A 16,116-nucleotide genomic window follows, 5' to 3' on the forward strand; every position below is an offset into this window, starting at 1 on the left:
AGCCGACCTCGAGGCCGAGCCGGACCGGGACGTCGGGCGCCGGTTCATCGCGGTGACTTGTGGTGTGGTGCGGCGGCGAGGGCCCCCAGGATCTGGTTGCCGAGCATCGTCACGTCACCCGCTCCCATGGTGATGACGACATCGCCGGGTCGCGCGAGGGACGCCACCTGCTTGGGCGCCTGGGACAGATCCGGCTGGTAGTACACCGGTTTCGAGACCGCCTGCGCCACCAGCGCGCCACTGACTCCGGGCAGCGGTTCCTCCCGGGCACCGTAGACGTCGAGAACCACCACCTCGTCCGCCAGGTCGAGCGCCTGCCCGAACTCCTCGGCGAACGCCGCGGTCCGCGAGTACAGGTGGGGCTGGAAAACCACCACGACGCGGCCGGGCTCGGTGTCCGCATCCGCGTCCGCGGACGGCCGCACCAGATCGGCGGCGGCACCGAGCACGGCCCGCACCTCCGTCGGATGGTGCGCATAGTCGTCGAAGACCCGTACCCCGTGCTCGCGGCCGGTGAACTGGAACCGCCGATGGACACCCCCGAACCCGGCGATCCCCTCGAGGATCTCGGTGACGTCCGCGCCGACCTCACGGGCGGCGAGCAACGCCCCCACCGCGTTGAGTGCCATGTGCCGGCCGGGGACACCCATCCGGACGGTCCGTGCCGTGTCCTCGCCGACGACGTGCAGTCGCATCACGCCACCGATGTCCCTGGCCTCGAAATCCAGGAGCCGGGCCCCGATCTCGACGCCGTCCACCGGCTCGAACAGCGCAGCCGTCGACTCGGGCTGAGCGTCCTCACCGGCGAGCGCCGCGCCGCCGTACCCGAGAACGCGCACGTCCGGACGCCGGCGCACCACTCGCGCCGCGAGGTCCGCCGAGCCCGGATCGTCGATACAGGCGACGAGCAGCCCGCCTTCGGGCAGACGATCGGCGAAGTCGTCGAAGACCTGGACGTACGCCTCGGCGGAACCGAAGTGATCCAGGTGATCCGCCTCGATGTTGGTCACGACGACGACGTCGGGGTCGTACTGCAGCAGCGAGCCGTCGCTCTCGTCCGCCTCCGCGACGAAGACGTCACCACTGCCGTGGTGGGCGTTGGTCCCGGCTTCGTTCAGCTCGCCGCCCACGGCGAAGGAAGGATCGAACCCGCAGTGCTGCAACGACACCACCAGCATCGACGTCGTCGAGGTCTTGCCGTGCGTCCCGGAGACGAGCAGCGTGCGGTGCCCGTGCATGAGCGAGGCGAGCACGGCGGGCCGCAGCAGCACCGGTATCCCCCGCCGGCGAGCCTCGACGAGTTCCGGATTGTCCTGCGGGATGGCGGCATGCGTGGTGACCACGACGGTGGGGCCACCGTCGAGGAGGTCCAGAGCATCGGCATCGTGGCCGACGCGGACGACGGCACCCCGCGCACGCAGGGCGAGCACGGCCCGGCTGTCCTTGGCGTCCGACCCGGACACCTGGCCGCCGCGGGCGAGCAGGATACGGGCGATTCCGGACATACCGGCGCCGCCGATACCGACCATGTGGACCCGTGCGAGTTCTGCGGGCAACTGGAACTCGTCCTCCGAGGACGTCATCACTTCTCCCCTGCCTGCGAGCGACCGGCGACGTCGAGCACGATCCGGGCCACGGTGTCCGCCGCGTCGCGGTGACCGGCACCGGCAGCCCGCTGCGACATCTCCTCGAGCCGTTCCCGATCCCGCAGGAGCGGGACCACGGTGGACTCGACGAATTCCGGCGTGAGCGCATCGTCGGAGACGAGTATCCCACCTCCGGCCTCGACCACCGGGCGGGCGTTGAGTTCCTGTTCTCCGTTGCCGTGCGGCAGCGGGACGTACACCGCCGGCAGCCCCACCGCCGATACCTCGGCGACCGTCATCGCGCCGGATCGGCAGACGACCGCGTCGGCCGCCGCGTACGCGAGGTCCATCCGGTTCAGGTACGGCACCGCGACATACGGCGGGCCGTCCGTCGCGGCGAGATCGAGCGTGTTCTTCGGCCCGTGCGCGTGCAGCACCGCGACCCCGGCGCCGGCCAGCGCGGCCGCTGCCCCGGACACGGCGTCGTTCAAGGTCCGGGCGCCCTGAGACCCACCGAACACGAGCAGCACCGGCCCGTCCTCGGGAAGCCCGAAGAACGCGCGCGCCTCGCTCCGCAGTGCGCCACGGTCGAGGCCCGTGATCGACGAACGCACCGGAATCCCCACGATCTCGGCGTCCGCTGCCCCCTTCGCGTGCACTCCGGATCCGGGCACTGCCGCGAGGACCTTCGTCGCCAGGCGCGCACCGATCTTGTTGGCGATCCCCGCGCTCGCGTTGGCCTCGTGTACCACGACGGGGACCCGCCTACGGCGCCGGAGCACGCCCCGGCCGGCGGCCAGATAGGCGGGCAGGGCCACGTAACCACCGAAACCGACGACGACGTCGGCGTCCGTCTCGTCGATCACCGCGCGAGTGGCACGCACCGAGGACCGCACCCGGCCGGGGAGCCGCAGCAGATCCGCCGTGAGCTTGCGGGGAAGCGGGACGGGCGGAATCAGCGCCAACCGATAGCCACGGTCCGGTACCAGGGTGGTCTCGAGTCCGCGTTCGGTACCGAGCGCGGTGACCCGTGCCGTCGGATCGAGCGCGGTGATCGCGTCCGCCACCGCCATGGCCGGTTCGATGTGACCGGCAGTACCACCCCCGGCCACGATCACCGACAGGGCAGACCTCGTGCCGCTCACCTACGATTTCCTCGCTCTCCCGCTCGTCGTTCTCCATGTGCACGGCGATCGCCGCGTGCCCGTCGATTATCCGCGCCTCGGCCGGATCCGGTCGCCCGGCCCTCGTTCGCCCGGCGATCGCGCGAACGGCCGGGGTCGGCGGCGCGGCGGTCCCTGTCCCTGGCCCGGTCCCCCTCGCGACCGTCGCGCCCCTGCGCACTGCGGTACGACACGGGCGCTCCCGCCGCTCCTCGGCCGGAGCGGCTGCGCTCCTGGGCCCGGCGCACCGCGACCGCCCGGGTCGAGGACGGGGACACCGGCGCGTACGGCTCGGGCTTCCGCAATCGGAGCATCTTGCTGATCCGGCCGTCCTGCCCGGCATGCAGTGCGGCGATGGCCTCGGGTTCGTGCCGTGCCGCATTCGCCAGCACACCGAACATGAACAACGTGATCGCCAGGGACGACCCGCCCGCCGAGACCAGGGGCAACTGTAGACCCGTCACCGGGAGCAGCCCGATCACGTATCCGATGTTGATCATGGCCTGGCCGAGGATCCAGGTGGTCGCGGTCGCGGTGAGCAACCGCAGGAACGGGTCGACCGATCGCGCCGCGATCCGCAGTCCGGTGTAGACGAACAGGCCGAACAATCCGAGGACCGCCAGGCAGCCCAGGAAACCGAGTTCCTCCCCGATGATCGCGAAGATGAAGTCGTTGTGGGCATTGGGCAGATAGCTCCACTTGGCGCGGCTCTGACCGAGCCCCCGACCGAGGAAACCACCGTCGGCCAGGGAGAATGCCGCCTGCCTCGCCTGATAGTTGATGCCCTGCGGATCCTCACCCGGATTGAAGAATGCGCGCACCCGGTTGGAGCGGTAGCCGGCGGACACCGCCAGGACACCCGCCGCGACGACGCCACCGACGACGATGGACCCGAATACCTTGAGCGGAAGACCGCCGTACCAGAGCAGTGCTCCCAGGATGATGCCGAGCGCGATGGTGGTACTCAGGTTCGGCTGGAGCACCACCATGACGCAGGCGAGCAGGCCGGCCGGCACCAGCGGTACCAGGATCTCCTTGAGCGAGCCCCGCCCTTCCCGACGCCGGGAGGCGAGCAGATGCGCGCCCCACAGCGCGAGTGCGACCTTGATCAGCTCGGACGGCTGGACCGAGAACGGGCCCAGGACCAGCCAGCGCCGCGAACCCTGGGCCACGTTGCCGACGCCCGGGATGAGCACCAGAGCCAGGAGCACCATGCAGGCGGCGAACGCGGGGAACGACCATTTGCGCAGAACCCGGATCGGTATGCACAGCGCGATGTAGAAGAACACCGCACCGAGGACCGCGTACATCAGCTGGGGCAGGAACAGAGCGTAGGCCGAACCGTCGTTGGCGTAGGACTCGACACTCGACGAGGACAACACCATGACCAGGCCCAGCACCGTGAGCAGGAAGGCGATCGTGACGATCAGGTGGAACGAGGCGAGCGGACGCGCCAGCCAGGTGCCGATCCGGGTCCTCGGTGCCCGGGACGGTGCTGCCATCACGGGGTCCCGGGCGGGTCCGTCTGCGCCCGGCCACGGCTCCGGCCGGGGAGGCCGGCGACCGCGGCGGCGAAACTACGCCCTCGGTGGCCGTAGCTGTCGAACATGTCCAGCGACGCTGCCGCGGGCGCGAGCACCACCGCGGTTCCGGCTTCCGCGAGGCGGCTCGCCCGGTCCACCGCGACGGCCATGACGGCATCGGCAGGCGTGGACCCGGGCAGGACCACGCGATCCACCTGAGTCTGCTCGCCGGGGGTCACTCCAGCATCGTCTCCCGTTTCCACCCGGACGACGGGAACCTCGGGGGCGTGTCGCGCGAGTGCTTCGGCGATCACACCGGCATCCTCACCGATCAGCACGGCCCCGGCCAGGCGTGGTGCGATCTCGATCACCAGCTCCTCGACCCGCGCGCCCTTGAGCAGGCCACCGGCGACCCAGACGATCCGGGAGTGCGCGAGCAGCGAGGAACGTGCGGCATGCGGATTGGTCGCCTTGGAGTCGTCGACGTACCGCACCTCGTCGACCTCCTCGACGACGGCGCCCCGATGCGGGCCCACCCGATGTCCCGCGAGCCCGTCCGCCACCGCCTCCGGCGCCACGCCGGCTGCGCGCGCGAGCGCCGCGGCGGCGAGCGCATCGAGCAACCCGGCCTCGCCGGGCGGCGTGATGCCCGCTGCGGGCGCCAGAACCTCGACATCGGCGAAGGCCCGGTCGACCAGAGCCCCCGCCACGATCCCGAACTCACCGTGCTCCGGTTCGCCGAGCCGGAACCCCACGGTGACCTCCGCGGCGGATGCGCGGCCCAGCCTCGCCGCCTCCGGGTCGTCGAGACCGACGACGGCCACCCGTCCCGTCAGCGCCCGGGCCTTGGCGTCGATATACCCCTGCATCCCACCGTGCCAGTCCAGGTGGTCCTCGGCGATGTTGAGGACGGCGCCCGCGTCCGGGCGCACCGAGGGGGCCCAGAACAGCTGGAACGACGACAGTTCGACGGCGAGTACCTCGACGCGAGGAGTCGTGCGCAGAGCGTCGATCACGGGCAGGCCGATGTTGCCGCACGCGGCCGCAGGGATGCCCGCGGCGACGAGAATCGCCTCGAGCATCGACGTGGTCGTGGTCTTGCCGTTCGTCCCGGTCACCACCAGCCACCTGCGTGCCGGACCGTAGATCTCGGCGCGGTCGATCCGCCAGGTCAACTCGATGTCGCCCCAGATCGGCACACCGGCCCCCGCGGCGGCCGCGAGCAACGGAGCATCGGGCCGGAATCCGGGGCTCGTGACCACGAGGGCGAACTCGGCGATCTCGCCCCGGTCGGCCAACAGATGCTCGACCGGGATCGTCGCGACCCCGTCGGCCGCCGAACGGGCCAGTGACTCCGGGCGGGAGTCGGTGACCGTGACCTCCGCACCGAGGTCGGCCAGCGGTCCGGTCACCGCACGGCCGGAGACCCCGGCGCCCGCGACCAGCACGCGGCGGCCACGCAACCTTCCGAGATCGTCCACGTCCGTCAGCCTCCGATCGCGCCGAGGTACTCGCTGTAGAACAGCGCCAGACCGATCGCGGAGGCGATGGCCGCGAGCAACCAGAATCTGATGATGACCGTGGTTTCCGCCCACCCGGCGAGTTCGAAGTGGTGATGGAACGGCGCCATCCGGAACACTCGCCTGCGGCTGGAACGGAACACGGCGACCTGGATCACCACCGATGCCGCCTCGGCCACGAACAGCGCACCGATGACGACCATGAGCAGCTCGGTCCGGGTCGTGACCGACAGCCCGGCGAGCATTCCGCCGAGAGCCAGGGAGCCGGTGTCCCCCATGAAGATCTTCGCCGGTGCCGCGTTCCACCAGAGGAATCCGATACACGCACCGGCGCCGGCCGCGCAGATCAGTGCGAGATCGAGTGGGTCGCGGACGTCGTAGCAGCCCTTCCCCGGCGACGTCTCGCAGGCGTTGCGGTACTGCCAGAAGGTGATGATGACGTAGGCACCCAGCACGAGGCTCATCGAGCCCGCCGCGAGGCCGTCGAGACCGTCGGTCAGGTTGACCGCATTGGACCAGGCGATGATCAGCAGGCAGCAGAACAGGACGAACACGAGGGCACTGACCGTGACGGTCGCGATGTCGCGGACGTACGACAGGTGCAGGCTGCCGGGCGTGAGATCGTTACCGCCCCGGAACTGCAGCGCCAGGATGCCGAAGATGACGGCGCTCACGACCTGGCCGACATACTTGCCGGTCGCGTTCAGACCGAGATTGCGTTGCTTGCGGATCTTGATGAAGTCGTCGAGGAAACCGACGACACCGAGCGAGGTGGCGAGCCCGAGGACGAGCAGACCAGATGCCGACGGCCCCTCCGCGTCGTAGCCGATCCCGATCAGATGGGAGCCGAAGTATCCCGCCCACAGGCCGGCGAGGATCGCAACGCCACCCATCGTCGGTGTGCCCCGCTTGGACTGGTGGCTCGCCGGACCCTCGACGCGGATCTCCTGCCCGAAACCCTGCCGGGAGAACGCCTTGATGAGCAGGGGTGTCAGCAGGATCGAGACGGCCAGGGCGATACCCGCCGCGAACAGAATCTGTCTCACTGCGTATCCCCCGCTCCCGCGTCCACACGCGACTCCAGTGCGAGCACCGCGTCCGCGACCTGCCACAGCCCCACTGCCTGTGAAGCCTTCACGAACACGACGTCCCCGGGTGCGAGTTCCGATTCCAGAACGGCCGCGGCAGCAGCCGCGTCGGGAACCAGCATCGACTCCTCACCCCACGAACCTTCCATCACGGCACCCTGGTGCATCGCCCGAGCCGTGCGGCCGGTGCCGACGACGATGAGGCGGCTCACGTCCAGCCGGACGGCGAAGCGGCCGATGGCGTCGTGCTCGACGACGGCCTCGGGCCCCAGCTCGGCCATCTCGCCCAGCACTGCCCAGCTGCGCCGCTCACCGTCACGACCGGACTTGGCCATCGACACGAGTGCCTTGAGCCCGGCGCGCATCGAGTCGGGATTGGCGTTGTAGGAGTCGTTGACGACGGTGATGCCGTCGGCTCGTTCGCGCACCTCCATCCGCCGCGCCGAGACCGATTCGGCCGCGCCGAGCGCCGCGACGGCGGTGTCCAGATCCACCCCGCGCTCGAGCGCGACGGCGACCGCGGCCAGGGCGTTGCCGACCTGGTGCTCGCCGTGCACGGACAGCGCCACCGGGCGGGATCCGACCGGCGTGTGCAGTGTGAACCTGGCCCGTGCCGCGGCGTCCAGCGTCACGTCCGACGCCCGGATCTGCGCGGCGGAGGATCGACCGACGGCCACCACCCGGGCGCGGGTCCGGGACGCCATCGCGGCCACCAGCGGGTCGTCGGCGTTGAGTACCGCCACTCCCCCGGCGTCGGCCGTCGGGAGCGCTTCCACCAATTCGCCCTTCGCGATCGCGATCGCGTCTCGGGATCCGAACTCACCGAGATGGGCCGTACCCACGTTGAGCACCACCCCGATCCGGGGCGGAGCGACCGCGGCCAGGGCCGCGATGTCCCCGCGCCCCCGTGCCGACATCTCGAGCACCAGGGACCGTGTCGCGGCATCGGCCCGCAGTGCCGTCCACGGATGCCCCAGTTCGTTGTTGAAGGAACCGGGGGGCGCGACGACCGGCCCCAGCGGCGCGAGCACCGCGGCGAGGAGGTCCTTCGTCGATGTCTTACCCGCCGATCCGGTAACTCCGACGACGGTGAGACCGGTTGCCGTCAACTCGTCGACGACGGCGCGTGCGAGCGCTCCGAGAGCGGCCAGCACGGCAGCACCGGAACCGTCCCGATCGTGCTCGAGGGCCATCGCCCGGCTGGGCTCGGCGACAGGCACCGGGTCCACCACGACGGCGGGCACGCCCACCGGACGCGCCGCGAGGACCGCGACTGCGCCCGAGGCGACCGCGGCAGCGGCATGGGCATGGCCGTCCACCCGCGCACCCGGCAGCGCGACGAACAGCCCACCGGCCGTGACCTTGCGCGAGTCGAACTCCACGGTGGCGGTGACCTCGGCGTCGGGATCGGGCACCTCGCTCAGCCGGCCACCGACGACCTCCGCGATCCGCGCGAGCGTCATCGGGATCATTCGCCGCCTCCCACCAGGCGGTCTATCGCCGCGCTCATCACATCCCGATCGTCGAATGGGTGCTTCACCCCGTCAATCTCCTGACCGATTTCATGTCCCTTACCGGCGACGAGTACGACGTCCCCGGCTTTTGCCCACGCCACCGCGTCCGCGATCGCCTGCGCCCGGTCGCCCACCTCACGCACCTCGGCGCGCTCCGCTCCCGGAATGTCCCTCGTCCCGGCCAGCACCGCCGACCGGATCGCGGCCGGATCCTCGCTCCGCGGATTGTCGTCGGTGACGACCACCAGGTCGGCACCGCGCGCGGCAGCCGCCCCCATCAGGGCGCGTTTGCCGGTATCGCGGTCTCCGCCGGCACCGACCACGATCGCAACCCGGCCGGCGGCCTGGCCGCGCAGTGTCGAGATGACCGCCTCGATCGCAGCGGGCTTGTGTGCGTAGTCGACCACCGCGAGGAAGCTCTGCCCCCGCTCGATGCGCTGGACCCGGCCGGGCACGTCGACTTCGGCGATGCCTCGGACGGCGTTCTCGACGTCCACACCCAGCACCACCGCCGCGGCCACGGCCAGGCTCGCGTTCGCGACGTTGTAGCGGCCGGGCAGCTGGACGACAGCGTGGTGGGAGGCACCGTCGGGGCCGGTGAGATCGAAGCTCTGGGTACCGGACGGCAACGGCCGCGACGGGCCTGCCGTCCATCCCGTGGAGCCATCCGCCCGGTGGTCCTCGTGGGTCGCCACGGTCACCACCTTCTCCCCGCCGTCCCGGGCGACCTTCGTCATCCGTTCACCCCACACGTCGTCGATGCAGACGACTGCGGTGTCGGCGCGGACCGAGGACGCCCCGTCGAAGAGCCGCGCCTTGGCGGCGAAGTAGTCGTCGAGATCCTTGTGGAAGTCCAGGTGGTCCTGGGACAGGTTCGTGAACGCCCCGATGTCGAAACGCACCCCGTCCACGCGGCCCAGCGCGAGGGCGTGGCTGGACACCTCCATCACCACCGTGTCGATGCCCTGTTCGACCATCACCGCGAACAGCGCATGCAGCTGCGGCGCCTCGGGAGTGGTCAGCGCGCTCGGGACCCGACGGCCCCGGATGCGGGTCTCGATGGTGCCGACGAGGGCAGGATGTCGGCCACCGGCGTCGAGCGCGGCCTCCACCAGGTACGACGTCGTCGTCTTCCCGGACGTGCCGGTGATCCCCACGACCTGCATCTTCTCGGAAGGGTGCCCGTATACCGTCGCCGACACCTCGCCGAGCACCTGCCGCGGGGAGGGGTGGACGAGCACGGGCACGGTCCGTTCCGGATTCGCCCGGGCCACCAGGTCGAATCCGTCCGCGTCGGTGAGAACGGCGACCGCACCGCGGTCGAGCGCCTGCGCCGCGAACTCGGCGCCGTGGGCGCGCGTGCCGGGCAGTGCCGCGAACAGATCCCCCGCGAGGATGTCCTGCGCTCGCAGATCGATCCCGGTGACCGACACCTCGGTGCGCTCGGCACCGGCCGGCCCGGCGAACTCGATGCGTCCGGCGACGAGTCGGGCGAGGTCCGTCAGTCGGGTACGGACCACGTTCTCGGGCCGAAGCCCCGAGGCGGGGGTACCTGTGGACGACGGCTGCGAACTCGACGGCACGTGCACCGGCTCCTCTCGGCTCGAAATCGATTCGGACATCGCGCGGGGGCGCGATCACAGTGGTTCCGCGCGGGTTCCGCGCGCGGCGGATGTCAGGTTACCCGCTCCCGATCCCACCTCTGCCAGGTCGATCGGGAACCCACGACAATCTGATCAGTCTGCTTGCAGCACCAGCCTGCTACCCGGATCAGGCGACATCGGCACGCTGTCCCGTTGGAGCAGCCACGACGCGATGTCGTGGAACAGTGGCGCCGCGGACTGCCCGCCGGAACCGTCCGAACTCCGCGACGGCGCATTGAGCATGATGCCGATCACGTACCGGGGATCGTCCGAGGGGGCGATCCCGGCGAAGGTGATCCAGTAGCGGGAGTTGGAGTAGCACCGGCACGCCGGATCCACCTGCTGCGCGGTGCCCGTCTTGCCACTGATCTGGTACCCCTCGATCCCGGCTGCCGCACCGGTCCCCTGCTGTACCCCCGTCGGATCGTTCTGGGTCACCGACCGGAACATGTCCCGCACCGTCGATGCCGTCTGCTCGCTCACGACCTCGACCGGTTCCGGCCGTTCCGTCTCGGTGCGAGTGCCGTCCGCGTCCACGGTGGCCCGCACGATCCGCGGCGGAACCCGCAGTCCGTCGTTGGCAACGGCCTGGTAGATCCCGGTCATCTGGAGCAACGTCATCGACAGGCCCTGGCCGATCGGGAGGTTCGCGAACGTTCCCCCCGACCACTGGTCACGGGGAGGAACACTGCCCGCACTCTCGCCGGGAAGCCCGACCTCGGCACGCTGGCCGAGCCCGAAACGGCTCAGCATGTCCGCGTACCTGTCCTCGCCCACGCGCTCGGCGAGCATGAGGGTGCCGACGTTGGACGACTTCCCGAAAATGCCCGTCGTGGTGTACGGCACGACACCGTGGTCCCAGGCGTCCTTGACGGTCACACCCGACATCTGGATCGTGCCCGGGACCTGGAGCACCTCGTCCGGGGAGGTCAGCCCGTACTCGATCGCCGCCGCCGCCGTGATGATCTTGTTCACCGAACCCGGCTCGAACGGGGTGCTCACCGCGAGGTTCCCCATCTCGGCATCGCGGGGGTTGTTGCCCACCCCGATCGCCGGATTGAACGTACCGTCGTTCGACATCGCCAGCACCTCACCGGAACGGGCGTCGAGCACGACGGCCGACGCGTCCTCCGCGCCGGACCGGTCCTTCGCCAGCTGAACCTGCTGCTGGACGTAGTACTGGAGATCGCTGTCGATCGTGAGCTCCACCCCGGACCCGTCCACGGCCGGCTGCTTGTCCCGCCAGCTGCCCGGGATGATCGCCCCGTCCGACCCGCGGTCGTACGTCTGCGAGCCGTCCGTGCCCGCGAGCGTCGAATCGAGTGCGTCCTCGAGCCCGAGCAGGCCGTGACCGTCCCACCCGGTGGCGCCGACCAGGTTCGCCGCGAGAGAACCTCCCGGGTACTGCCGCACGTCCTGCCGCTCGAGACCGACCTCGCGGAACTCGTCCCCGATCGCCGAGGCGATCACCGGCTCGACGTTGCGCGCGAGATAGACGAACGTGTCGTCGCTCTTCAACTTCTCGAGCAGGTCCTTCTCCGGCGCCGCATCGCCGAGCGCATCGTGGATCGCCTCCGCGATCTCCTCGAGCCGCTCGTCGACCTCCGGCTCGTCCGGGTCCTCGGCGCGGGCCTCCTCGAGTTCCTTGCGCACCCGCACGGGTTGGAACGTGAGGGCCTTCGCCTCCATCGTGAACGCGATCGGTCGACCCTCACGGTCGACGATCGGCCCACGCAAGGCCGGATCGACCATCGTCGTGGTCCGCTGGCCGGCCGCCTCCGCGGACAGGCGCGGTGCATCGATCGCCTGGATGTGGAACAACTTCCCGGCAGCGAGGATCAGCGCGACGATCATGACGATGCGGGCTATCCGGTTCCGGAACGGGAACGAGGCGGCGCCGCCGTCGGCAGGACGGCGGGGCCGGCTCGCCGGGCGGCGGAGCGGAGGTTGGCGAACCACGGGCGGCTACTGTCCGGCTGGCGGCGAGGTCTCGTTCGTCACGGGAACCAATTGTTCACCGCTCACCTCCGCAGGTGGAACATTCCCGGGACGCGGCGTGGCGGGCTCCCCGGCAGCCGGCGGCTGCGCGGCGGGTGCCGGCACCGGGCTCATCCCCGCTGCGCTGCGTTCGGTGTCGTCCCGGCCGGGGGTCTCGGCGCGGTCCTGCGGCCGCGGCGTCACCCGCTGCAGTTCCTCGTGCGTCGACGAGTTCGGGCCGGCCGCCGGTGCCTGCCGTTCGGCACCGGGCCTGGTCGGATCGGTCGCGGCCGGACGCCGGTCCAGCGGAGGAACCGGGGTCCCGTCGGCCGGCTTCGGTGTGCCGACCACCTCGACGGTGCCGTCGGGATGGACGACGAGGCGAGCGGGATCGGTCGCGGGAACCAACCCGAGCGCGGCCGCTTCCTCCGCGAGTCGGGGTGCGGAGTTCGCCGTCTGCACGTCACGTTCGAGAGCGGACTTCTGCTCGGTCAGCGACTGGTTGTGCGCCCGCGCACTGCTCAGCAGGTACGAATCCTCGGCGGCGCGGGTGGTGAGCAACAGGGTCACCGCCAAGCCCAGCGACAGCAGGCCGATGATGGTCGCCACGAACGGGATCCGGGCGGCCACCGACCCCGCACGGCGGCGCACGGACGCACCACCGGCCGCCTCGGGGACGGCGGCACCGGCCCGTGACGCGGCTCGCTGCGACCGCTTCTGGTACGCCCGAGCGGCAGCTCCCGACCGACGCTCGCGGGTCGGACGCGTCACGGTCGAACGCACCTCTACAGTCATGCCGCCCTCCTGGCGATTCTCTCGACGGCCCGTACCCGTACCGGCGCCGATCGTGGGTTCTCCTCTGTTTCCTGCTCGGACGCTCGTTCGGCGCCCCGGGTCAGCAGCCGGAACTCCGGACCCGTCCCCGGCAACTCGACCGGCAGCCCCTCGGGGCTGCGCGACTTGGTTCGCGGGGTGATCTCTGCCTTGACGACGCGGTCTTCCAGTGACTGGTACGACATGAACACGGCCCGTCCTCCCACCTCGAGGGCGTCGAGAGCAGCCGGGACCGCCGCACGCAGCGAATCGAGTTCGGAGTTGACCTCGATACGCAACGCCTGGAACGTGCGCTTGGCCGGGTGCCCGCCGGTACGGCGAGTCGCCGCCGGGATCGCCCGATACAGCAACTCGACCAGTTCGGCGCTGGTCGAGAACGGCGCGCGCTCACGTTGCCGGATGATCTCCGAGGCGATCTTTCCGGCGAATCGCTCCTCGCCGTAGGTCTTGAGGATTCGCGCCAGATCTCCGTGACCGTAGGTGTTGAGCACATCCGCGGCGGTGATGCCCCCGGTCGGGTCCATCCGCATGTCCAGCGGCGCGTCCACCGAGTACGCGAACCCGCGGTCCGCCTCGTCGAGCTGCATCGACGAGACACCGAGGTCGAACAGGATGGCGGACACCGACTCGGTGCGCGCGAGCCCTGCGCCCTCGAGCGCCTCGGCGATCCCGTCGTAGCGGGTGCGCACCAGCGTGACCCGGTCGCCGAAGCGCCCCAGCCGCTCGCCCGCGATGGCGAGGGCCTTCGGGTCTCGGTCCAGACCGATCAGGCGCAGCCGCGGGTAGGTGCTCAGGAAGTGTTCGGAATGACCACCGAGGCCGAGCGTTCCGTCGACGAAGACCGCACCGTCTCCGGCCTCGCCGTCGCGGACGACTGCGGGCCCGAGCAACTCGTCGGCCCGGGTCAACATCACCGGAACATGGCCGAAGTCCCCGGAGGGCTGGTCGCCGGAAGGCGAGGGGGTGTTCACCTCGTCGTCCACCATGACTCCTCCGGTTCGGCTCGTGGTCTTCGGATCGGCTGGTTGGTGGTCGGGAGTGGATGGCCGGTGACGGGGCGAATGTCCCGAGGTCCCTGTCCGAGGGAACCTGGCGCTGGGGAAGTGCGTCAGGGTCCGTTCGGGCAGAGGCCTCGTGACACTCGCAGGGTCAGACGATGTCGCCGATCCCGGCTCCGGTCGCCTGCGAGTAGTTCTCCTCGTTCTCGGCCACGTAGTTCTCCCAGGCGTCGAGATCCCAGATCTCGAGGAAGTCGACCGACCCGGTGACCACACAGTTCTTGGCGAGGCTCGCGTACCTGCGGTGTTCTGCCGAGAGGGTGATGCGCCCCTGGGCATCGGGAAACTGCTCGTCCGTTCCGGCGGCCAGCGAGCGGACGAATGCGCGCGCCTCGGGATCGCTCCGGGAGGCGGCGGCCGCCTTGCGGGCGAGCGCCACGAACTCCTCGCGCGGATACACGGCCAGGCTGTGGTCCTGACTCTTCGTGACCATGACCCCTCCCGCCAGTGCGTCCCGAAACTTTGCCGGCAACGTGAGTCGCCCCTTGTCGTCGAGCTTGGGCGTGTAGGTACCGAGGAACATCTCGACACCTCCCACCGGGTGGGCTCGACGCCTGTGCCGGCGCCGAACGCTTGTGCTCGAGCGGATCGCTTCCGGTCACCGCCGAGCCCCACATTACCCCACTCTCCCCCACCACTTCGGCAGTTTTGCGGCGCGATCACGACGATTAACCGGGTACTTGCTGGTCAAGGCAGGTGGGGAGGGGTGGGGAGAAATTTGGCGTGATCGTTGCCACGGCATGGCGAATCCACCGGCCGATGAGCAGGCTCCCCCATGCCACCGCGGAAACATGCAGGTCGAGGACATTCCGGAGAGAACTTCCCCACCCCTTGAATCCACTCGGGCCGTGAGTGGGGAGAAGTGGGAGATACCGGATGGCAACCGTGACCGCGCTCCTCGTCTCGCACACGGGGCACGGTGTGCTCGCGGGGTCACCGTCGGCGAAGACGACCACCGATCACCGTCGGCACAGACGACTGCAGGCGGCGTGACACCGAAGTGTCACGCCGCCTGCAGTCGACGAGTGCGCGGGCTGGCGCTACCGGAGCCGGGGAGGCCTACTCCTGTTCGAACCGTTTGCGGAAGCGGTCTTCCATCCGAGAAGAGAAGCCACCACCCTTGTTGCGCCCGGCTCCTCCGCCTCGGCCGCCGCTGCTGCGACCGCGCGGTTTCCCACCGGACGGCGACGGATCCGCGGGATCCTCCTCCGCCTCGGCCTTCGATCCGGACCCACCCCACAGGAGCAGTACTCCGGCACCGAACATGACGATGAATCCGAACAGACTCAGGATCGGGAATCCGCCCAGTCTGATCGGAAGGGCGACGCCGGCGATGAGTAGCACGAGGCCCAGGACGAACAAGGCCACGGCTTGCAGACGGCGCCTACTCGAGGTCGCCCGCAGGCGACCGCCTCGCACACTGGAGGCAAATTTGGGGTCCTCGGCATAGAGAGCGCTCTCGATCTGGTCGAGCATGCGCTGCTCGTGCTCGGAGAGTGGCACGGTACCTCCCCCGGCACTGGATGGTGGCCACCATCTGGGGTCCAGACGGTGGGTAGACGACTTTGGCGGCTACCTGATGTTAATAATACGAGCACATCGATCCCCGTACCACCTACTCGGAGTACGAGTTGGACAACATTTTCCCGGAACCGCTCCGGGAAGCAATGCTGCACACCGGAATTATCGCAGTGGACGGCCGGTCCCGGACCGTCGGGCCCTCACGAAGCACGCAGATCCGGCTGCGCGGACCCGACGAGGAAGGACTCCACCTCGTGGAGGAAACGCCCGACGTCGACGAAGAATCGGTCTGCCTCCTCCCCCGACAGCGACCGGGCACCGCCCGCCTCGACGGCGGAGCGGGTGGCCGAGTATCCGGCGAAGTGGTCCGCCCAGGCCGTGAACTCGGGCGCCGCACCGGCGAGCCTCAGCCAGGCGTTGCGCGTGCGACTCCCCCGCATGCCACCCGGCCCCTCCACGGCCGCCAGCACCGCCCCCGCTCCACGCAGCGCCGCCAGGTACGCGCCGAGGAACTGATCCTGGGGCGAGTGGGCGCCGATGGACTCGGACAGCAGGAGATCCGCACGCGCCAGCAGCTCTCGTGCGGCGCGCGGCGTGGGCGCGTTCGCACCGGGCGCGACACCGCGTGTGGGAGTAGCGCGGGTAGAAGTAGCGCGGGTAGGAGTAGTCCGATCGGTCACCACATCGAT

13 protein-coding genes are annotated in these 16,116 nt (G+C 70.1%); all 13 read right to left on the bottom strand.

Annotated elements, in window-relative coordinates:
• Nucleotides 1–44: 44 nt before the first annotated feature.
• The 13 genes from murC to G4H71_RS00905 all read right to left on the bottom strand — a co-directional run bounded on the left by murC (nucleotide 45) and on the right by G4H71_RS00905 (nucleotide 16,107).
• Nucleotides 45–1,583, bottom strand: coding sequence for a UDP-N-acetylmuramate--L-alanine ligase (gene murC / locus G4H71_RS00845; protein WP_072737736.1), 1,539 nt, complete (start codon nucleotides 1,581–1,583; stop codon nucleotides 45–47).
• Nucleotides 1,583–2,731, bottom strand: a complete 1,149-nt coding sequence (gene murG, locus G4H71_RS00850) for an undecaprenyldiphospho-muramoylpentapeptide beta-N-acetylglucosaminyltransferase (RefSeq protein ID WP_072737735.1) — start codon at nucleotides 2,729–2,731, stop codon at nucleotides 1,583–1,585. Before murG ends, murC begins: the two co-directional genes overlap by 1 nt.
• Nucleotides 2,728–4,251 carry a putative lipid II flippase FtsW gene (gene ftsW, locus G4H71_RS00855; RefSeq protein WP_072737734.1) on the bottom strand — a complete coding sequence of 508 codons (1,524 nt, stop codon included), beginning with the start codon at nucleotides 4,249–4,251 and terminating at the stop codon, nucleotides 2,728–2,730. The genes murG and ftsW overlap by 4 nt, the downstream gene beginning before the upstream one ends.
• On the bottom strand, nucleotides 4,251–5,762 hold the full coding sequence (gene murD, locus G4H71_RS00860; protein ID WP_072737852.1) for a UDP-N-acetylmuramoyl-L-alanine--D-glutamate ligase: 1,512 nt from the start codon (nucleotides 5,760–5,762) through the stop codon (nucleotides 4,251–4,253). Before murD ends, ftsW begins: the two co-directional genes overlap by 1 nt.
• On the bottom strand, nucleotides 5,759–6,838 hold the full coding sequence (mraY, locus tag G4H71_RS00865; RefSeq protein ID WP_072737733.1) for a phospho-N-acetylmuramoyl-pentapeptide-transferase: 1,080 nt from the start codon (nucleotides 6,836–6,838) through the stop codon (nucleotides 5,759–5,761). Before mraY ends, murD begins: the two co-directional genes overlap by 4 nt.
• On the bottom strand, nucleotides 6,835–8,352 hold the full coding sequence (locus G4H71_RS00870) for a UDP-N-acetylmuramoyl-tripeptide--D-alanyl-D-alanine ligase (protein WP_072737732.1): 1,518 nt from the start codon (nucleotides 8,350–8,352) through the stop codon (nucleotides 6,835–6,837). Before G4H71_RS00870 ends, mraY begins: the two co-directional genes overlap by 4 nt.
• Complete coding sequence (locus G4H71_RS00875) at nucleotides 8,349–10,016, bottom strand: UDP-N-acetylmuramoyl-L-alanyl-D-glutamate--2,6-diaminopimelate ligase (RefSeq protein ID WP_072737731.1); 1,668 nt, start codon at nucleotides 10,014–10,016, stop codon at nucleotides 8,349–8,351. Before G4H71_RS00875 ends, G4H71_RS00870 begins: the two co-directional genes overlap by 4 nt.
• Nucleotides 10,017–10,130: 114 nt before the next feature.
• Entirely contained in the window at nucleotides 10,131–11,996 is a 1,866-nt protein-coding gene (locus G4H71_RS00880; protein WP_072737730.1) for a peptidoglycan D,D-transpeptidase FtsI family protein, read from the bottom strand.
• Nucleotides 11,997–12,002: 6 nt separating this feature from the next.
• Nucleotides 12,003–12,809 carry a cell division protein FtsL gene (gene ftsL, locus G4H71_RS00885; protein WP_083342866.1) on the bottom strand — a complete coding sequence of 269 codons (807 nt, stop codon included), beginning with the start codon at nucleotides 12,807–12,809 and terminating at the stop codon, nucleotides 12,003–12,005.
• A complete protein-coding gene (rsmH, locus tag G4H71_RS00890) occupies nucleotides 12,806–13,834 on the bottom strand; it encodes a 16S rRNA (cytosine(1402)-N(4))-methyltransferase RsmH (protein ID WP_072737729.1) in 1,029 nt (342 codons plus the stop codon). Before rsmH ends, ftsL begins: the two co-directional genes overlap by 4 nt.
• A 163-nt stretch (nucleotides 13,835–13,997) precedes the next feature.
• Entirely contained in the window at nucleotides 13,998–14,429 is a 432-nt protein-coding gene (gene mraZ / locus G4H71_RS00895) for a division/cell wall cluster transcriptional repressor MraZ (protein ID WP_072737850.1), read from the bottom strand.
• A 536-nt stretch (nucleotides 14,430–14,965) separates the two neighbouring features.
• A complete protein-coding gene (locus G4H71_RS00900; RefSeq protein WP_072737728.1) occupies nucleotides 14,966–15,409 on the bottom strand; it encodes an SCO2097 family morphological protein in 444 nt (147 codons plus the stop codon).
• 218 nt (nucleotides 15,410–15,627) lie between these two features.
• The gene (locus G4H71_RS00905; RefSeq protein WP_072737849.1) at nucleotides 15,628–16,107 is read right to left on the bottom strand and encodes an SAV_6107 family HEPN domain-containing protein; all 480 of its coding nucleotides are present in this window, start codon (nucleotides 16,105–16,107) and stop codon (nucleotides 15,628–15,630) included.
• Nucleotides 16,108–16,116 lie beyond the last annotated feature (9 nt).

The organism is Rhodococcus triatomae, from assembly GCF_014217785.1.
Classification (GTDB): Bacteria; Actinomycetota; Actinomycetes; order Mycobacteriales; family Mycobacteriaceae; genus Rhodococcus_F; species Rhodococcus_F triatomae.

Bases quoted from the DNA above. Each gene is read 5' to 3' on its own strand.
- G4H71_RS00875 (WP_072737731.1), bottom strand. From the start codon at position 10,016: ATGTCCGAATCGATTTCGAGCCGAGAGGAGCCGGTGCACGTGCCGTCG.
- G4H71_RS00870 (WP_072737732.1), bottom strand. From the start codon at position 8,352: ATGATCCCGATGACGCTCGCGCGGATCGCGGAGGTCGTCGGTGGCCGG.
- ftsW (WP_072737734.1), bottom strand. From the start codon at position 4,251: ATGGCAGCACCGTCCCGGGCACCGAGGACCCGGATCGGCACCTGGCTG.
- murC (WP_072737736.1), bottom strand. From the start codon at position 1,583: ATGACGTCCTCGGAGGACGAGTTCCAGTTGCCCGCAGAACTCGCACGG.
- rsmH (WP_072737729.1), bottom strand. From the start codon at position 13,834: ATGGTGGACGACGAGGTGAACACCCCCTCGCCTTCCGGCGACCAGCCC.
- ftsL (WP_083342866.1), bottom strand. From the start codon at position 12,809: ATGACTGTAGAGGTGCGTTCGACCGTGACGCGTCCGACCCGCGAGCGT.
- mraZ (WP_072737850.1), bottom strand. From the start codon at position 14,429: ATGTTCCTCGGTACCTACACGCCCAAGCTCGACGACAAGGGGCGACTC.